16 protein-coding genes and 1 other RNA gene are annotated in these 17,559 nt (G+C 68.8%); 13 read left to right on the forward strand and 4 right to left on the reverse strand.

Going from position 1 to position 17,559, the window contains the following annotated elements; all coding sequences use genetic code 11:
* The first annotated feature begins 83 nt into the window (after positions 1-83).
* The 4 genes from AC0Z36_RS09000 to AC0Z36_RS09015 all read left to right on the forward strand — a co-directional run bounded on the left by AC0Z36_RS09000 (position 84) and on the right by AC0Z36_RS09015 (position 5,254).
* A complete protein-coding gene (locus AC0Z36_RS09000) occupies positions 84-1,625 on the forward strand; it encodes a serine/threonine-protein kinase (protein WP_485462211.1) in 1,542 nt (513 codons plus the stop codon).
* 181 nt (positions 1,626-1,806) lie between these two features.
* Complete coding sequence (locus AC0Z36_RS09005; protein WP_485462212.1) at positions 1,807-3,123, forward strand: serine/threonine-protein kinase; 1,317 nt, start codon at positions 1,807-1,809, stop codon at positions 3,121-3,123.
* Positions 3,124-3,252: 129 nt separating this feature from the next.
* A complete protein-coding gene (gene prfB / locus AC0Z36_RS09010; protein WP_485462213.1) occupies positions 3,253-4,374 on the forward strand; it encodes a peptide chain release factor 2 in 1,122 nt (373 codons plus the stop codon).
* Between the two features lie 628 nt (positions 4,375-5,002).
* Positions 5,003-5,254 (forward strand): hypothetical protein, encoded by a 252-nt coding sequence (locus AC0Z36_RS09015; RefSeq protein ID WP_485462214.1) that lies wholly within the window; start codon positions 5,003-5,005, stop codon positions 5,252-5,254.
* 11 nt (positions 5,255-5,265) lie between these two features.
* Here AC0Z36_RS09015 and AC0Z36_RS09020 read toward each other — a convergent pair whose 3' ends face one another.
* The gene (locus AC0Z36_RS09020) at positions 5,266-5,454 is read right to left on the reverse strand and encodes a hypothetical protein (protein ID WP_485462215.1); all 189 of its coding nucleotides are present in this window, start codon (positions 5,452-5,454) and stop codon (positions 5,266-5,268) included.
* A 282-nt stretch (positions 5,455-5,736) separates the two neighbouring features.
* Between AC0Z36_RS09020 and ftsE the strand changes: the two genes are divergently transcribed.
* The 5 genes from ftsE (at position 5,737) to ssrA (ending at position 10,107) form a co-directional block, all read left to right on the forward strand.
* A complete protein-coding gene (gene ftsE, locus AC0Z36_RS09025; protein WP_485462216.1) occupies positions 5,737-6,426 on the forward strand; it encodes a cell division ATP-binding protein FtsE in 690 nt (229 codons plus the stop codon).
* A 95-nt stretch (positions 6,427-6,521) separates the two neighbouring features.
* On the forward strand, positions 6,522-7,430 hold the full coding sequence (gene ftsX / locus AC0Z36_RS09030; RefSeq protein WP_485462217.1) for a permease-like cell division protein FtsX: 909 nt from the start codon (positions 6,522-6,524) through the stop codon (positions 7,428-7,430).
* A gap of 184 nt (positions 7,431-7,614) precedes the next feature.
* Positions 7,615-8,859: a peptidoglycan DD-metalloendopeptidase family protein gene (locus AC0Z36_RS09035; RefSeq protein WP_485462218.1), complete on the forward strand. Its 1,245-nt coding sequence runs from the start codon at positions 7,615-7,617 to the stop codon at positions 8,857-8,859.
* Between the two features lie 56 nt (positions 8,860-8,915).
* On the forward strand, positions 8,916-9,476 hold the full coding sequence (gene smpB / locus AC0Z36_RS09040) for an SsrA-binding protein SmpB (protein WP_485462219.1): 561 nt from the start codon (positions 8,916-8,918) through the stop codon (positions 9,474-9,476).
* Between the two features lie 218 nt (positions 9,477-9,694).
* Positions 9,695-10,107: a transfer-messenger RNA gene (ssrA, locus tag AC0Z36_RS09045) on the forward strand.
* A gap of 63 nt (positions 10,108-10,170) precedes the next feature.
* Here ssrA and AC0Z36_RS09050 read toward each other — a convergent pair.
* A complete protein-coding gene (locus tag AC0Z36_RS09050; RefSeq protein WP_485462220.1) occupies positions 10,171-11,136 on the reverse strand; it encodes a carbohydrate kinase family protein in 966 nt (321 codons plus the stop codon).
* A complete protein-coding gene (locus tag AC0Z36_RS09055; protein WP_485462221.1) occupies positions 11,133-12,386 on the reverse strand; it encodes an AGE family epimerase/isomerase in 1,254 nt (417 codons plus the stop codon). Before AC0Z36_RS09055 ends, AC0Z36_RS09050 begins: the two co-directional genes overlap by 4 nt.
* Before the next feature lie 549 nt (positions 12,387-12,935).
* On the opposite strand from AC0Z36_RS09055, the gene AC0Z36_RS09060 reads away from it, so the two are divergent.
* Complete coding sequence (locus tag AC0Z36_RS09060) at positions 12,936-14,336, forward strand: NAD-dependent malic enzyme (protein ID WP_485462222.1); 1,401 nt, start codon at positions 12,936-12,938, stop codon at positions 14,334-14,336.
* Positions 14,337-14,622: 286 nt separating this feature from the next.
* Positions 14,623-14,907, forward strand: a complete 285-nt coding sequence (locus AC0Z36_RS09065) for an HU family DNA-binding protein (RefSeq protein ID WP_485462223.1) — start codon at positions 14,623-14,625, stop codon at positions 14,905-14,907.
* 122 nt (positions 14,908-15,029) lie between these two features.
* Here the strand turns inward: AC0Z36_RS09065 and murA are convergent, their stop codons facing one another.
* Positions 15,030-16,370 (reverse strand): UDP-N-acetylglucosamine 1-carboxyvinyltransferase, encoded by a 1,341-nt coding sequence (gene murA / locus AC0Z36_RS09070; protein ID WP_485462224.1) that lies wholly within the window; start codon positions 16,368-16,370, stop codon positions 15,030-15,032.
* 166 nt (positions 16,371-16,536) lie between these two features.
* Here murA and AC0Z36_RS09075 point away from each other — a divergent pair, with 166 nt between their 5' ends.
* On the forward strand, positions 16,537-17,094 hold the full coding sequence (locus AC0Z36_RS09075) for a YqgE/AlgH family protein (protein ID WP_485462225.1): 558 nt from the start codon (positions 16,537-16,539) through the stop codon (positions 17,092-17,094).
* A 32-nt stretch (positions 17,095-17,126) separates the two neighbouring features.
* On the forward strand, positions 17,127-17,444 hold the full coding sequence (locus AC0Z36_RS09080) for a DUF3039 domain-containing protein (RefSeq protein ID WP_485462226.1): 318 nt from the start codon (positions 17,127-17,129) through the stop codon (positions 17,442-17,444).
* The last annotated feature ends 115 nt before the right edge of the window (positions 17,445-17,559 follow it).

Consider the following 17,559-nt stretch of genomic DNA (forward strand, 5'->3'; position numbering starts at 1 on the left):
TCCGAAAGAATGTCGTTTCGCTGGCCATAGGGTGGGCGGCACGGTAAATAGGAGCGGGAACGAGCAGAAGTTAGGAATCCACAGTGGATCGTCCAGTCGGGAGCAAGTACCTGCTGGGTGAAGCCATCGGGCGGGGGGCCAGTGGCACCGTCTACCGTGCCCGGACCCGGGACACGGGCGACATCGTCGCGGTCAAGGTCCTGCGCGAGGAACTGGCCGACGACCCCGACGTGGTCACGCGCTTCCTGCGGGAGCGCAACCTGCTCCTGCGGCTGAGCCATCCCAATCTCGTACGGCTGCGCGACCTCGTCGTCGAAGGCGAGGTCCTGGCCCTGGTCATGGACCTGATCGACGGTCCCGACCTGCGCACGTACCTGCGCGAGAACGGACCCCTGCCGCCGGCCGCCGCGGCGATGACCATGGCGCAGGTGTGCGACGCGCTCGACGTGACGCACGCGGCCAACGTCATCCACCGTGACCTGAAGCCAGCCAACATCATGCTGGCCCGCAACGGCGATTCGTTCTACCCGCTGCTCACCGACTTCGGCATCGCCCGGCTCGCGGACTCACCGGCGCTGACCCGTACCCACGAACTCGTCGGCACCCCCAGTTACGTCGCCCCGGAGAGCGCCGAAGGCCGGCCGCTGACCGTGTCGGTGGACGTCTACGCCGTCGGCGTCGTGCTGTACGAACTGGTCACCGGGCACCCGCCGTTCCGCGAGGGCAACCCGATCGTGCTGCTGCACCGGCACCTCACCGAGGTGCCCGTACGCCCCGTCGGCATGCCGGAGGCGTACTGGGCGGTCGTCGACCGCTGCCTGGCCAAGCAGCCCGAGCGGCGCCCCGACGCCGCCGGGCTCGCCCAGGCACTGCGGTTGGCGGCGGACGTCATAAGTGGGACACACCCCGACGACGGCGCGCTGTCCCGGCTGCTCGACGCCAGCGCGGTGCGCTCCGCCGCGGCGATCGGTGTGGCGGGCACAGCCGCGGTGACCGGGCTCCAGGCCGGGGCCGCCTGGGAGTCACAACCCGGTGCTGAGCCACCGCGGCAGCCAGGACCCGACCGCACCCGGGTGATGGGGCAGCAGAACCCCCAGAACCCCGGATACCCGCCGCAGCCGGGCTCTGACCAGGCCCGGCAGCACGCGGGCGGCGCCGAAGGACCGCCGCTGTACCGGTCGCCGGACCCCCACCCGGCACCGCCGCGGCAGCAGACAGGGCCGCGCACCGCGACCCAGCCGACTGTTCCGCAGGGTCCGCCACCGCCTCCACCGCCGTCCTCGCGGCGCACCGCCCGGCCCGAGCCGCGCTCCCGCCGGGAGCGCGAACCGCGACCGGAGCCCGGCCAGGACTACGGCCGGGGCCGGGGCCGTGACCGGGACGGCGGCCGCGACCGGGCTCCGCGCGGCAGGTTCCGGCTGACGAGCATCCCCGGCGTCGGCTGCACGACGAGCTGCCTGTTCCGGCTGGTGGTCATGGCCGGAATCCTCGTGGCGATCTACTACTTCACCCCGGTGCACACCTGGGTGGACACCAGCGTCGACTGGTTCCACACAGTCGAGGGCTGGTTCGGCACGATGGGCGACTGGGCCACCAGCGCCAAGGACTGGGTGAAGTCGCTGTAGCGCGCGGTAATCCGTACAGGCACAGCATGCGCGTCACCGGCCCGGCCACCGCCGCCGCCGCGTATGGTCTTGGGCTGACAGTCCATGAGAAGCCCCCGGGGGTCCATCGGCTGGGGTCGGGGGGCCATGCGGGCGCTGGTGCCGCTGGTGTCGGTCCCTGGGAAGAGCAGCAGGAGCAGCAGTGGCACGCAAGATCGGTAGCCGGTACGTCGCGGTGAAGGTGCTCGGCCGCGGCTCCTGCGGCACCGTCTGGCAGGGCGAGGGGCCACACGGCCCGGTCGCCCTCAAACTGTTGCGCGAAGACCTGGCCTCCGACCAGGTGCTCGTCGCCCGGTTCGTCCAGGAACGCACCGCCCTGACCAGCCTCGACCACCCCAACATCGTGGGCATCCACGACCTGGTCGTCGACGGCAGCGACCTCGCACTGGTGATGGACCTCGTCGACGGCCCCGACCTGCGCAGCCACCTTGAGGACCACGGCCGCTCGCTGCGCCCGCAGCAGGCCGCGGCCATCGCCGCCGACGTCGCCGAAGGCCTCGCCGCCGCACACGCGGCCGGCATCGTGCACCGCGACGTCAAACCCGAGAACATCCTGCTCGACCGGGCCGAGGGGACGGTCCGCGCGCGACTCGCAGACTTCGGCATCGCCCGCCTGGTCGACTCCCCGCGCCGCACCCGCGCCACCCGCATCATCGGCACCCCCGACTACCTCGCCCCCGAGGTCATCGAAGGGCTCCAGCCCACCGGCGCCGTCGACGTCTACGCGCTGGCCACCGTGCTCTACGAACTGCTCACCGGCTGGACCCCCTTCGGCGGCGGCCACACCGGGGCCGTGCTGCGCCGGCACGTCACCGAGCCCGTCCCCGGCATCCCCGGGCTGCCCCCGGCGCTCGCCCGCATCCTGTCCTCCTGCCTGTCCAAAGCGCCCGCCGCCCGGCTCACCGCCCGCGAACTCGGCGAACGCCTGCGGGCCGTCATCCCGTCACTGGCCGGACTGCCCGCGTTCGACGTCCCGGCACCGGACAACGAACCCGACAGGTACGAACCCTCCGGGCGGCTCCCCAGCAACGCCCCACGCCACCTCGGGGCGACCCCGCTCGTCGACGGGGCGAACGACTACGACGGCTACGACAGCGAAGACGGCAACCGGGACACCCACACCAACCTCATCCGGCCGATCTTCGACGATGCCCCGCCGGTCACCGGCGACCCGGGCCGCCGACGACACCGGAACACGACAACACGGGGCCGGCGGCGGCGCACCGCGGCGACCATGGCCGCCGTCGTGGTCCTCGGCGCGGTCGGCACCGGCGGCTGGTGGTACGCCAGCAAGGACGACGAGGGCGCGAAGAACCCCGTGACCCCGGCGACCACCCCGGCGGCGTCGAACGCCGACCCGGCGGCCAGCCCGGAGCCGCCCAGCGTGGCGCCCACCCCGCTGCGCAGCATCGGCCCCGGGGGCCGCAGCTCCACCGCCGGGCACTCCGCGAAGCCCTGAGGGCGCCCGGCCCGGTGGCCGCTGTCAAAACCGGCTCAGCGACCGGTTCAGCACGGGCGCAGCCTCCTTACAAGCCGTTGAACGAAAGCCGGGATCCCCGGCGCGTCGTGTGGCCATTAGACTGCTCGCGTGGCTGCCCTTGATCCTTCCGAAGAGTTCAAGTCCCTCGATACGACTATGTCGTCCATCGAGGCCGTTCTCGACCTTCCGCGCCTGCGCTCCGACATCGCCGAGCTCAACGAGGCCGCGGCCTCTCCCGAGCTCTGGAACGACCAGGAGAACGCCCAGAAGGTCAACAGCAAGCTCGCGCACCTGCAAGGTGACCTGCGGCGTGTCGAGAACCTGCGCAGCCGCATCGAAGACGTCCAGCTGATGTTCGAGATGGCGGAGGCGGAGGACGACGACGCCACCCGCGACGAGGTGCTGAACGAGCTGACCTCGCTCACCAAGGCCATCGGCGAGCTTGAGGTCCGCACCCTCCTGTCGGGTGAGTACGACGCCCGCGAGGCGCTGGTGACCATCCGTGCCGAAGCCGGCGGCGTCGATGCGGCGGACTTCGCCGAACAGCTCTTCCGCATGTACACCCGTTGGGCCGAGCGGCACGACTACCCGACCGAGGTCTACGACACTTCGTACGCGGAGGAGGCCGGCATCAAGTCGGCGACCTTCGCGGTGAAGGTCCCCTACGCGTACGGAACGCTCTCGGTCGAGCAGGGAACCCACCGCCTGGTGCGCATCTCCCCGTTCGACAACCAGGGCCGCCGTCAGACGTCCTTCGCGGGTGTCGAGGTGCTGCCGGTCGTCGAGACCACCGACTACGTCGTCATCGACGAGAAGTCGGAACTGCGCGTGGACGTGTACCGCTCGTCGGGCCCCGGCGGCCAGGGCGTCAACACCACCGACTCCGCGGTCCGGCTGACCCACCTCCCGACCGGCATCGTCGTCTCCTGCCAGAACGAGCGTTCGCAGATCCAGAACAAGGCGTCCGCGATGAACGTCCTCCAGGCCAAGCTCCTTGAGCGGCAGCGCCAGGAGGACCGGGCCCGGATGGACGCGCTCAAGGGCGAGGGCTCCTCCTGGGGCAACCAGATGCGCTCCTACGTCATGCAGCCGTACCAGATGGTCAAGGACCTGCGGACGGAGCACGAGGTCGGCAACCCGCAGGCGGTGCTCGACGGCGACATCGACGGCTTCATCGAGGCGGGAATCCGCTGGCGCAAGCAGCAGGAGCAGCTCGCCAACGAGATCTGATCTCCGCAGAGCAACACGAAGGGCTCCGGCACGCCGGGGCCCTTCGGGCATTCCGTACGGTGAACCCGCCGCCCGGTAACGCTGTCCGCACGGTCCCGCATCGTTGGAGGACCGATCGGGGCAGCGCCGGTGAATAGATCTTGACTGTGTGCGACGGCTTGACCAAGCTGGTGGGTGGCGGCACAGCCGTCCGTTCCACGGGGGTTCAGCAATGTCCGCAACGCTTCGTGTCCGTCTCGCACGCGCTGCCGTCACGGCTTTCCTCACCGCTGCCGCAGGACTGGGCGCGCTGGGCGCCGCGCACGCCGGTGAGCAGCCCGACTGCGGGTCCGCGGGGCAGCCCGCGTGTGCCGGTGGGACCACCCCGGGCAGCGGCTCCGAATCCGCAAGCCCCCGGCCCGACCCCGGCTCGGGCACCGGACCCAGCACAGGCACTGGTTCGCAGAGTCCCCCACCGGTGTCCTCCCGGCCGCCCAGCGGTTCACCGGGTTCGTCGAACAGCGCCAGCGCGTCCCCCAGCAGTACCCCGCAGACGCCGGGCCGGTCCGGCAGGTCGGGCACCTCCCGGCCTCCGGAGACCGCACAGTCGCCCGCCCCCCGACGGGGTCCCGTAGCCGCCACCGGCACGGTGAACGGCAGGACGGGCCAGGCCGGCGGCACGGCGGGGGAGAACCAGAACACCGGACAACGCCCTGCGGCGACTGTGTCCGTCGTCGACGGCGTCACCGGGGCGCAGACCGCCGCCAAGGAGGAGGACCTCGCCTCCACCGGCGGCTCCGACAACCGCGGCACCTACCTGTTCATCGGCGGTGTCGCCATGGCGGCCGGCGGTGTGGCGTTCACACTGCTGCCCATGCAACTGCGCCGCAGGAAACGCTGAAAGAACCGGGGTCAGCCCGAGAACCGCTGTGCGACCAGGATCACGGCGATCACCAGGAACACCAGCGCGGCGAGCATCGCGGGCGAAACGCCCGTGCCCTCTTCGCGCTGGAAGCGGTCCCTGGCCGCCCGGCAGGTGGGGCAGGAGCCGTCGCGCACCATCCCGGAGCAGGCGGCGCACACCAGGTGTTCCCAGGTCATGGCGTCCTCCTCGTCGGGGTCGGTGGAAAACCACGCATACCCATTGTCAACGCTGAAAGGGCCCGGTTCGGTTCCCACCGCTGTCCTGCGACAGTTTCCGCTTCTTCCCTGTCGAAGACACATCCGTCACCAGCTTGCCGCTTACACTCCCTGGATGGCCACTACTTGCGGCAACCCACCCTCCGCCGGCGGGGCGGTCGGCAGTGTGGTGCGTACACCAGACGGCGCGGCTGTACGGGCAAGTCTCCCTGGCCCTTCAAACTGGCGGATTGTGATGCGACCGTGATCAGACTCGACAACGTCACCAAGACCTACTCCAAGCAGCCCCGCCCTGCCCTGCAGGACGTGTCGCTCGAAGTGGACAAGGGCGAGTTCGTCTTCCTCGTCGGATCCTCCGGCTCCGGCAAGTCGACCTTCCTGCGCCTGCTGCTCCGCGAGGAGCGGCCCACCAGTGGCGCCATCCACGTGGCGGGCAAGGACCTGGGCAAGCTGTCCAACTGGAAGGTGCCGACACTGCGCCGCCAGATGGGCACCGTCTTCCAGGACTTCCGGCTGCTGCCGAACAAGACCGTGGCACAGAACGTCGCCTTCGCCCTCGAGGTGATCGGCAAGCCGGGGTCCACCATCAAGAAGGTGGTCCCCGAGGTCCTCGACCTGGTCGGCCTGGCGGGCAAGGAAGGCCGGCTGCCCGGCGAGCTCTCCGGTGGTGAGCAGCAGCGCGTGGCCATCGCCCGCGCCTTCGTGAACCGGCCGATGCTGCTGATCGCGGATGAGCCCACCGGTAACCTCGACCCGCAGAACAGCGTCGGCATCATGAAGCTGCTCGACCGGATCAACCGGACGGGCACCACCATCATCATGGCCACCCACGACCAGGCCATCGTCGACCAGATGCGCAAGCGCGTGATCGAGCTGGAGCACGGCCGTCTGGTCCGCGACCAGTCCCGCGGCGTGTACGGCTACCAGCACTGAACCGCCCCCGGCGCGTGAGCGCCGGATCGGTTGCGGTCAGGGTAGAAACCGGTGCCGTCGCGATGTGCGACGGCACCCTGAATGACTAGGACATCATGCGCGCCCAGTTCGTCTTCTCGGAGATCGGTATCGGCCTGCGCCGAAACCTGACCATGACGATCGCCGTGATCGTCTCGGTCGCGCTGTCCCTCACGTTGGCCGGCGCGGGGCTGCTGCTCCAGAAGCAGGCCAACGACATGAAGGGCTACTGGTTCAACAAGATCGAAGTCTCGGTCTTCCTGTGCTCGAAGGGCGACGTCAAGCAACCGTCCTGTGCGGCCGGAGAAGTCACCCAGGAGCAGCGGGACCAGCTCAAGAAAGAGCTGGAGGGCATGCCGCTCGTAGAGAAGGTCTACTACGAGAGCAAGCAGCAGGCCTTCGACCAGTGGAAGGAGGGCCAGCGCGACTCGCCCTTCGCCGGCAGCGTCACCGCCGACCAGCTGCCGGAGTCCTACCGGGTCAAACTGAAGGATCCGACCGAGTTCAACGTGGTGAAGAGCGCATTCGAGGGTCGGCCCGGGGTCCAGACGGTCAACGACCAGAAGGAGCTCCTGGAGCCCTTCTTCAACCTGCTGCAGAAGGTCCAGTGGGGCGCGTACGCCGTCATGGTGTTCATGCTGATCGTGGCGGTCCTGCTGATCGTGAACACCGCCCGGGTCTCGGCGTTCAGCCGACGGCGGGAGACCGGCATCATGCGGCTTGTCGGTGCGTCGAACTTCTACATCCAGCTGCCTTTCATCATGGAGTCGGTGATCGCCGGCCTGGTGGGTGCGCTGTTCGCGGGCGGAATGCTGAGCGCGGGCTACTACTTCGGCATCGTGAAGGGCCTGAGTGGTTCGATCAAGATGGTCCAGTTCATCGGGTTCGACCAGGTCCTGCTGACGATGCCGCTGCTGATCGTCTTCGGCGTTCTGATGTCGGCGATCGCCTCGTTCATCACGCTCAGGAAGTACCTGAAGGTTTGAGTCGGAGGCGGGCCCGGCAGCGCGCGAGATCGTGTGCCGCCGGGCCCGTCGGCGTTTCTGCGGCCGGTTCGGCCGTCGGCGGTCAGGGCTTCATCAGATCGGGCTACTCTACGTACGTTTATGTGTGTATTTGGATAGGTCGGGCAAATCATCCTCTTCGTGAACAGCGAAGGGGTGAGGGTCTGTGCGTAGTGGTCGGCTCGGTTTTCTGGTGCTCAGTGCGCTGACCGCGGCGGTGGTGGGGCTTGTGCCCGCACATGCCGACCAGGACGGGCCCAAGGACAAGAAGAAGAAGGTCGACGGCCAGGTCCAGGACATCCGCACCGAGCTGGACGGCTCGGCCCGGCGGCTCGCCGCGGCCGAAGCGGCGTTCACCGCCGCCGAGAGCGGGCTGCCCACCGCGCAGGCTGGTCTTGAGGACGCGCGCAGGCGTCTGGACGAGGCCCGACGCCACGACGGCGAGCTCAAGGTCAATCTCGACAAGGCGGTGGCCGACGAGCAGCGGGCCGCCCGCGAGCTCGCGGACGTCGGCCAGGAGATGGCCGGGATGCAGGAACTCCTCGGCCGCCTCGTGCGCCGCGCCTACCAGCAGGGCGACCTCGCCCAGCTGTCGATGGTCATGGAGGCGGAGACCCCGGGGGAGGCACTCAGCCGCCTGACGGGCTTCCGCTCAGTCATCCGGGACGACCAGGCCTCCCTGGACCGTCTCGTCAGGACGAAGCACGAGATAGACGTCCGGCAGACCACCTTGGAGGCCAGCCGCCGGCAGGTCCGGGCCCAGCGGGACCAGGCCCGGGTGCGGCTGGTCGCGCAGGAAAGTCTCCAGCACCAGGCAGAGCAGGCGGCGGCGGAGGTCAAGCGGCTGGTCGACCAGCGCAAGGGTGCGGTGGACTCGGCCCGCCTGGAGAAGGCGGCCGACCAGCGGCGGTACGCCGAGCTCGAAGCCGAGCAGGAGCGCCTGGCCGAGCTGGTCAACCGGCTCAACGCGCCCGCTGAGAAGAGCAGCGGAGGCGGGAGCAGGTCCCCGGGCCAGGGCGGCGCACTGTCCTACCCGGTCAACGGCCCGCTCACGTCCGGCTACGGCATGCGCTACCACCCGATCCTGGAGTACACCAAGCTGCACACCGGCACCGACTTCGGCGTCGCCACCGGCACCCCGGTGCGGGCCGCGCGGGCCGGGACGGTCATCTCGGCCGGCTTCAACAGTGCGTACGGGAACCGGATCGTCATCTCCCACGGCGGTGTCGGCGGAGTCGCGCTGACGACGACCTACAACCACATGTCCGTGCTCGGCGTCCACGAGGGGGAGCGCGTCGACCGGGGGGAGAGCGTCGGAAGGTCCGGGAGCACGGGTTTCTCCACCGGACCGCACATGCACTTCGAGGTCCTGGTCAACGGACGCTTCACCGATCCCATGACCTGGCTCTGACCCCGTACGTAACCGCCTGGCCTCCGGCCCCGGCCATCGGCGAGAATGCAGGGACCATGGCCAAGAAACCCACACCCGTCGTGCTCAAGGGCACCAAGCAGAAGTCCGCGAAGTCCAAGGCGAAGGAGAGCGTCAAGAAGAAGATCATGATCGCGCAGAACAAGAAGGCGCGGCATGACTACGAGATCGAGGACACCTTCGAAGCCGGGCTCGTCCTGACCGGCACCGAGGTGAAGTCGCTGCGGTCGGGGCGCGCGTCGCTGGTCGACGGTTACGCGTCCATCGAGTTCGGCGAGGCGTGGCTGCACAACGTGCACATCCACGAGTACACCTTCGGCACCTGGACCAATCACCCGGTGCGCCGCAAGCGCAAGCTGCTCCTGCACAAGGAGCAGATCGAGAAGCTCGCCGCGAAGATGAACGAGTCGGGCCGCACGCTGGTCCCGCTCCAGCTCTACTTCAACGAGGACGGCCGCGCGAAGGTCGAGATCGCACTGGCGCAGGGCAAGAAGTCACACGACAAGCGGCAGACGCTGCGCGAGAAGCAGGACACTGACGAGGCGCAGCGCGCGATGTCGAAGTACGTGCGGGCCGGAGCCATCGTCCGCACGGACTGATGCCGGGCTGCTACAAGTAATGAACTGGACCGTCGTACGTCTTCGGACGTACCATGGCCCTGGCGTCGTCCGCAGCTGCTTGGTAACAGTCCAGGACGAAGCCGTCGAGTGCTGTGTAAACCTGGGGGGCGACCCCCGGACCCCCGATTGAAACCCCTGGTGGCTTCGATCGGGAGCACAGAGTTCAGACTCCGGTCTGGCTGCTTGAAAATTCCATAGGGGGTGATCGGTTTCGACTGGGGATTGTCGAAGCAGAGGAAGCGAGCCGAGGAAGCGGCAATGATCTCGTTAACCATATGTCGCAAAAAATAATCGCCAATACCAAGCGCGATTCCTTCGCCCTCGCTGCCTGATTTAATCTAGCAGCGACCTTGCGAGGTGTCGGCCCAAGAGTGTTCCCGACTTGGATCCCGGCATAATCTAGGGGACTAAACCGTACGACCCGGTCACGGGGGCGTACGGGAAATCAAACAGTGGCTGAGCCGGCGAAAACTTGTCCGTGAGAGTTTCGGGGCTGAGAAATACGGTGATAGCCCTGCGCAAGCAGGGGTGAACCGCACAGCGGACTGCGCTCGGAGAAGCTCTGGTTGGGCACCACAGGACCCGGGTTCAATTCCCGGCACCTCCACCCCTATGTGACGGCTGAGGCCCGGTACGCACTGCGTACCGGGCCTTTTTCGTTGCCTCAATCACGTCAGAGCCGGGGAGTCAGCCATTCCATGACCTCAAGGTCCGTCGGCGGGTCCGCGCCCTCGCGTTCGCAGTTGATCGCGGCGGCGATCGCCGCGTACGACAGGATCCCTTCGAGGAGGTCGGTGTCCACGGTGCGCAGCGCCTCGACCCGGTCGCCGCCGAGCAGGTCGGTTTTGCCCATCATGTGCAGCATGGCCCCGGTGAAGGTGTCGCCCGCGCCGACGGTGTCCACCAGCTTGATGTCGGGCGCGGCGACGGTCAGATCGTACGTGCCGGTCAGCGCGTAGACGCCTTGTGCCCCCTGGGTCACCACGACCAGCACCGGGCCCAACTCCAGCCAGTACCGCGCCGCCTGCTTCATCGTCAGGTCAGGGTGCAGCAGTGCCAGGTCCTCGTCGCTGACTTTGACCACATGGACGTACGGCGCGAGGTGCTCCAGGCGTTCGCGGACCACCGCGAGGCCGCCGGCGACCACGTCGGCGCGGATGTTCGGGTCCAGCGTCACGGTGACCGCGCCGCGGGCGAACTCCCGCTCGGCCAGCCGGATCAGACTGTCCCCGCCGGGTCGCAGGTGCAGCCCGATCGAGCCCACGTGCAGCGCGGTGACGTCGTCGGCCAGCCGCTGGGGCAGTTCCTCGTCCCGCCACAGCGCGTCGGCCGTACCGCTGACCCAGAAGTCGTAGCGGGCCCGCCGCTCCGCGTCGAAGGTCACCACCGCGAGCGAGGACGGGTCGTCGGAGTCGACCAGGTAGCGGCCCAGCACGTTGTCGGCGTCGAGCCGCCGGCGGACCTTCGCGCCGAACGCGTCGCCGCCGATCCGGGCGATCAGCGAGGACTGCGTGCCGAGGCGGGCCACGGAGATGGCCACGTTCGCCGGGCTGCCGCCGGGCAGTGCCCGGAATCCGGACTCCTCGCCGTCGATCGGCACGAGGTCGATGATGTTCTCGCCCGCCACCGCGATGCTCACCGGGTCGCCTCCAGGCTCGCGCGCAGCGCTCCGGCCAGCATCGGCGTGAGCGGCGACTGCGGGATGAGTGTGGCCTGATACGCGTGGTAGGTGTCGGCCTTGCCCGGCCACACGCTCGCGGCCGGGCGGTTCGACGGATCCAACTCGTGGAACCAGCCACCTTGTTGACGGTCGATCAGATGCTTCTCGGCGTAGTCCCACAGTGTGCGGTACCACTGCTCGTACTTCTCGTCGTGTGTCACCCGGGCCAGCACCGCCGCGGCGTTGATCCCTTCACAGACCACCCAGTGCATGCGCTCCCGTACGACTGGTTTGTCGTGGTGGTCGAGCGTGTAGACGAATCCGTCGGTGCCGTCGGCGCGCCAGCCGACCTCTACCGCGCCGTCGAAGAGGCCGCGGGCGGCTTCTTCAAGCCATTCGGGGACGGTCTCAGCACTGGGACGGTCGGGCTCGCGGTCCTGCGCCGCGAGGCCCGCCCGCAGGTGCAGCAGCAGTCGTGCCCACTCCAGCGCGTGCCCGGGGGTCGTCCCGTACGGACGGAACTTGTCGGCCTTGTTCTCCGCGTTGAACTCCAGCGCGACCCCGCCCGCGGGGTCGAAGTGTTCGGGGACGCGCCAGCCGTGCCGCCGGGCCACGTGGTCGATGAAGAACCCGGCGATCCGCAGCGCCCGGTCGCGCCACACCGGATCGCCCAGTGCGTCGGCGACTGACAGGAACGCCTCGACCGAGTGCATGTTGCTGTTGGCGCCCAGGTAGGCCTCGGGCTCGGTCCAGGCCCTGTCGTACGCCTCCAGGGACCAGCCGTGGACGTCGTCCCAGAAGTAGCGTTCGACGATCCGGGCGGCGTCCTGGAGCAGTTTGTCCGCGCCCGGCCGTCCGGCCTGTGCCGCCGAGGACGCGGCGATGAGGACGAAGGCGTGGTCGTACATGGTCTTGCGCTCGTCCCCGAGGGCCGGGAACCAGCCGTTGTGGACGTGGTCCCGCAGCGGTCCGTCGAGCAGTGCGGCGACTCCGTGGTCGGCGTACGCCGCCGCGCCGGGGACGCCGCGCAGCGTCGCCAGCGCGAAGACGTGGGTCATCCGCGCGGTGATCCACAGTTGCAGCGGCTGCTCCGGGTCGGGGTGTCCGCCGGCGTCCAGCCAGGCGAACCCGCCGGGCACTTTGGCGGTTTCGGCGAAGTCGAGCAGCCGGCGGCCCTCAGCGTCGAGCCAGGCGCGGTGGGCGGGTAGCTGAGTCCAGGAACCGCTCATACGACCTTGATCCTTTGCGTGACGACAGTGACGACAGTGGCGGCAGTGGCGGCAGTGACGGCAGTGCCGGCAGCGACGGTGACGGACGGAGCAGGAGCATCATGTGGCGCGAGGTAATGCGACAACCATCACATTAGGGACATGGGTCAATAAAAAGCGACCGGCACCACCCCTGTCGGGGCAACGCCGGCCGCTTCTGTGAACCACTGCTGCGATGACTAAAAGCACCGGCCCGCCATGCTCGCCTCGCGGCGGGAGGTCCCTCTGAGGGACTGAGGTTGGGCCCGGGGGCTTGGATCGAACCGATGCCACCACCACAGTAACCGATGTGCGCGATGAGCCAAGAGTGGATCGTGAAGAAGATTCACCGGGGCCGCCGTGGCGGGTCGGGACGGGCCCGATTGGTTTATACCGGTCGGTAACCGAACCCCCGGCCGCGCACGCGGCCCGCAAGTGGAACGATGGACGGCGGTGCCGTACGTCACAGCTGGCTGTGCGGAGGGACGACGGGGTCCCGCGGCGCCGGGAGATCTAAGGAGAAGCACGTCCATGGCCGCAGTGCCCAGCGCCTCGTATTCGATCACCGCACGTCTGGAGGTCCCCGCCGGGGGCCGGGTGGTCGGCAGACTCACCACCATCGTCGAGGCCGCCGGCGGCTCGATCACCGCCCTCGACGTGACCGCCTCCGGCCATGAGCGGTTGCAGATCGACGTCACCATCGCCGCGACCTCCACCGCGCACGCGGACTCGCTCGTCGAGGAGATCCGCGGAATCGAGGGGGTCACCCTCGGCAAGGTCTCCGACCGTACGTTCCTGATGCACCTCGGCGGCAAGATCGAGATGCAGTCCAAGCACCCCATCCGGAACCGCGACGACCTGTCGCTGATCTACACGCCCGGGGTGGCACGTGTCTGCATGGCGATCGCCGAGAACCCCGAGGACGCCCGCCGCCTGACCATCAAGCGCAACTCGGTGGCCGTGGTCACCGACGGCTCCGCGGTGCTCGGCCTGGGCAACATCGGCCCGCTGGCCGCGATGCCGGTCATGGAGGGCAAGGCCGCCCTGTTCAAGCGGTTCGCGGGCATCGACGCCTGGCCGATCTGCCTGGACACCCAGGACACCGACGAGATCGTCCGGGCCGTCCAGATGATCGCCCCCGGTTTCGCCGGGATCAACCTGGAGGACATCTCCGCGCCGCGCTGCTTCGAGATCGAGCGCCGCCTGCGGGAGTCCCTGGACATCCCCGTGTTCCACGACGACCAGCACGGCACCGCGATCGTCGTCCTGGCCGCGCTGACGAACGCGCTGCGGGTCGTCGACAAGAAGATCGAAGACGTACGGATCGTCATGTCCGGAGCCGGCGCGGCCGGGACCGCCATCCTCAAGCTCCTGATGGAGGCCGGCGCCCAGCACCTGGTGGTCGCCGACATCCACGGCGTCGTGCACACCGAACGCGGTGGGCTGGACGACGACCTGCGCTGGGTCGCCGAGAACACCAACCCGCACGGCCTGTCCGGCACCCTCAAGGAGGCCGTCGGCGGCGCCGACGTCTTCATCGGGGTGTCCGCGCCGAACGTCCTCACGGGTGCCGACATCGCGCGGATGAACGACGGCGCGATCGTCTTCGCCCTCGCCAACCCGGACCCCGAGGTCGACCCCTCCGCGGCCGCCGAACACGCCGCCGTGGTGGCCACCGGGCGCAGCGATTTCCCCAATCAGATCAACAACGTGTTGGTCTTCCCGGGTGTCTTCCGCGGACTGCTGGACGCGCAGAGTACGCACGTGACCACCGAGATGATGCTGGGCGCCGCACGCGCTCTGGCGGCCGTTGTGTCCGATGATGAGCTGAACGCCGACTACGTGATCCCCAGCGTCTTCAACCCGCAGGTGTCCGGCGCGGTGGCCGCCGCGGTCAAGGACGTCGCCCTGGCGGGTCGTCAGAAGGCTTGACAGGTAAGGGATCCGGGCGGTCGGACAGGTGTCCTGTGACCCGGATCCCCTTGCGGGGGCAAGGTTCTGACGCCTGGCTGGAAACCGTACTGCCGGATGATCGGACTGTAGCTTCGTCAGGGGCGGACGTGCGCCAGCCAATCCGGGGCCGTACGCTGCGACAGTCGCGAAAATACCGGGATCCACGCATTTTTCCGCGTGTCCCTGATTCGCTTCCGGGTGCGGATGTGTGCAGGATTCGTCCCGGGGCAAGAACAGCGAGTTGGAAAGACCACGGGAGAAACACATGAACCGCAGTGAGCTGGTTGCCGCTCTGGCGGAACGCGCCGACGTCACCCGCAAGGACGCCGACGCCGTGCTGAACGCTTTCGCCGAGGTAGCGGGCGAGATCGTCGCCAAGGGCGATGAGAAGATCACCATTCCCGGCTTCGTCACCTTCGAGCGCACGGCCCGTTCGGCCCGTACCGCGCGGAACCCGCAGACCGGTGAGCCGATCGACATCCCGGCCGGCTTCAGTGTCAAGGTTTCGGCGGGCTCGAAGCTCAAGGAAGCCGCCAAGGGCAAGAAGTAGTAAGCCCCTCAGTGTGGTGAAGCGTGCTGAAGCACGCTGAGGAGTCGCGTTAACACGTCAGGGCGTCCCCTTCCGGGGACGCCCTGACGTATCTGCGGACCGTACGCCCGAGGTTCCGGGGGTTAACGCAAGGCCAGTTCGACGGCGGGCAGCTCGATGTTCGCGCCCAGCGCGGTCAGCTTGCCGAGGAAGTCCTCGTAGCCGCGGTTGATCAGGTCGATGCCGACGACCCTGGACGTGCCCTCCGCGGCCAGCGCCGCGATGAGGTAGGAGAAACCGCCGCGCAGATCGGGGATCACCAGGTCGGCGCCGAGCAGTTTGGACGGCCCGGAGATGACCGCGGAGTGCTGGAAGTTGCGCTGGCCGAACCGGCACGGTGTGCCGCCCAGGCACTCGCTGTACAGCTGGATTGTGGCGCCCATCTGGTTCAGCGCCTCGGTGAAGCCGAGCCGCCGCTCGTACACCGTCTCGTGCACGATCGACAACCCCGAGGCCTGCGTCAGCGCCACCACCAGGGGCTGCTGCCAGTCGGTCTGGAAGCCCGGATGCACATCGGTCTCCAGGGCGATGGCCTTCAGATCCCCGCCCGGGTGCCAGAACCGGATGCCCTCGTCGTCGATCTCAAACGCCCCGCCGACCTGCCGGAAGACGTTCAGGAACGTCATCATGTCCAGCTGACGGGCTCCGCGGACGTAGATGTCACCCTTGGTCGCCAGCGCCGCGCAAGCCCACGAGGCGGCCTCCAGGCGGTCCGGGAGGGCCCGGTGGTTGTAGCCGCCCAGGCGGTCCACCCCGATGATCCGGATGACCCGGTCGGTGGTGACCGAGATGATCGCGCCCATTTTCTGCAGCACGGCGATCAGGTCGATGATCTCCGGCTCGACCGCGGCGTTGCTCAGCTCGGTGGTGCCCTTGGCCCGCACCGCCGCCAGGAGCACCTGCTCGGTCGCGCCCACACTCGGGAACGGCAGCCGGATCTTCGCCCCGTGCAGCCCGCCGGGCGCTTCGAGGTAGAGCCCCTCGGGCAGCTTCTCGATGGTCGCGCCGAACTCGCGCAGCACGTTCAGATGGAAGTCGATCGGCCGGTCGCCGATCCGGCAGCCGCCGAGGTCGGGGATGAACGCCCGGCCCAGCCGGTGCAGCAGCGGCCCGCAGAACAAGATCGGGATCCGGCTGGACCCCGCGTGCGCGTCGATGTCCGCGACGTTGGCCTGCTCGACCCTGGTGGGGTCGAACACCAGCTCGTTGTCCTCGTCCCCGCCGCTCACCACGACGCCGTGCAGCTCAAGGAGCCGCCGGACGATCTGCACATCGCGGATGTCCGGCAGGTTGCGCAGCCTTGAGGGTTCCTCTCCGAGCAGGGCCGCCACCATGGCCTTCGGGGCCAGGTTCTTGGCACCCTTGACCGTGACCTCGCCGGTCAGCGGGGAACCGCCATGGACGAACAACACATCGTCTTGCATGAGTCTCGCGTTCCGTGAGAGGGGAGAAAACGGGCCTGATGACAACGAGCCACGGTACGTGGTCCACAACGGTCCCCGCGCACGTACGCGGCAGAGCACGGCACCCGCCACCACGGTTATCCGCGTTGCCTACTGCCGGAGGCCCCGGATGCGGGATCATGACGGCATGACCGAGGTCTCGCTCACCGGACGCCTGCTTGTGGCGACTCCCGCGCTGACCGATCCGAACTTCGACCGGTCGGTCGTGCTGCTGCTCGACCACGACGAAGAAGGATCGCTCGGGGTGGTCATCAACCGGCCCACCCCCGTCGACGTCGAAGACGTCCTGCCCGACTGGGCCAAAAGCGCCACCGCGCCGGCGGTGGTGTTCCAGGGCGGCCCCGTCGCCATGGACTCCGCCCTGTGTCTGGCCGCCATCCCCGGCGGCGCCGAGCCCGAGGGCTTCCGCCTCGTGCACGGCGTGGCCGGGCTCATCGACCTCGACACCACGCCGGGGCTGCTCACCCCCGACATCGGCTCGCTGCGGGTCTTCGCGGGCTACGCCGGGTGGGGGCCCGGGCAACTGGAGGGGGAACTGGCCGAGGGCGCGTGGTACGTCGTGGAGTCCGAACCGGGCGACGCCTTCTCGGCCGACCCCGAGCGGCTGTGGCGGGCGGTGCTGCGCCGCCAGCGCGGGGAACTCGCGATGGTGGCGACCTATCCGGAGGATCCGACGCTCAACTGAGCCGGGGAACCGCAGGCTCATACACTTGGCGTATGACCACTCCTTTCCCTTCAGAAGCCCCGGAGCGCAGCTCGGGCACCGGCACGCTCATCGAAGAGGTACCGAAGCTCTCCCACGGTGACGGTGACCACGAGCGGTTCGCGCACTATGTCCAGAAGGACAAGATCATGGACAGCGCGATGTCCGGATCCCCGGTCATCGCTCTGTGCGGGAAGGTCTGGGTGCCGGGCCGCGACCCGAACAAGTACCCGGTCTGCCCGATGTGCAAGGAGATCTACGAGACCATGCCCAACAGTGGCGGCGACAAGGACAAGGGCGGCAAGGGCGGCAAGGGCGGCGGCGCCAAGTAGGCCGCCCCCGCTCCGCACGCCGGGTGGATCGTTCCGGGTGCCACCCCCAGGCTCCGCCGGAGGAAGACTCCGGAACGATCCGGCCGGCCCCGGGTCCGGCCCGATGGCCACCCCG

Source organism: Kitasatospora sp. UYEF31 (assembly GCF_057291755.1).

Coding starts and splice junctions, on each gene's coding strand:
- AC0Z36_RS09020 (WP_485462215.1), bottom strand. CDS start 5,454: ATGACCTGGGAACACCTGGTGTGCGCCGCCTGCTCCGGGATGGTGCGC.
- ftsX (WP_485462217.1), top strand. CDS start 6,522: ATGCGCGCCCAGTTCGTCTTCTCGGAGATCGGTATCGGCCTGCGCCGA.
- smpB (WP_485462219.1), top strand. CDS start 8,916: ATGGCCAAGAAACCCACACCCGTCGTGCTCAAGGGCACCAAGCAGAAG.
- AC0Z36_RS09055 (WP_485462221.1), bottom strand. CDS start 12,386: ATGAGCGGTTCCTGGACTCAGCTACCCGCCCACCGCGCCTGGCTCGAC.
- AC0Z36_RS09060 (WP_485462222.1), top strand. CDS start 12,936: ATGGCCGCAGTGCCCAGCGCCTCGTATTCGATCACCGCACGTCTGGAG.
- AC0Z36_RS09065 (WP_485462223.1), top strand. CDS start 14,623: ATGAACCGCAGTGAGCTGGTTGCCGCTCTGGCGGAACGCGCCGACGTC.
- murA (WP_485462224.1), bottom strand. CDS start 16,370: ATGCAAGACGATGTGTTGTTCGTCCATGGCGGTTCCCCGCTGACCGGC.
- AC0Z36_RS09075 (WP_485462225.1), top strand. CDS start 16,537: ATGACCGAGGTCTCGCTCACCGGACGCCTGCTTGTGGCGACTCCCGCG.
- AC0Z36_RS09080 (WP_485462226.1), top strand. CDS start 17,127: ATGACCACTCCTTTCCCTTCAGAAGCCCCGGAGCGCAGCTCGGGCACC.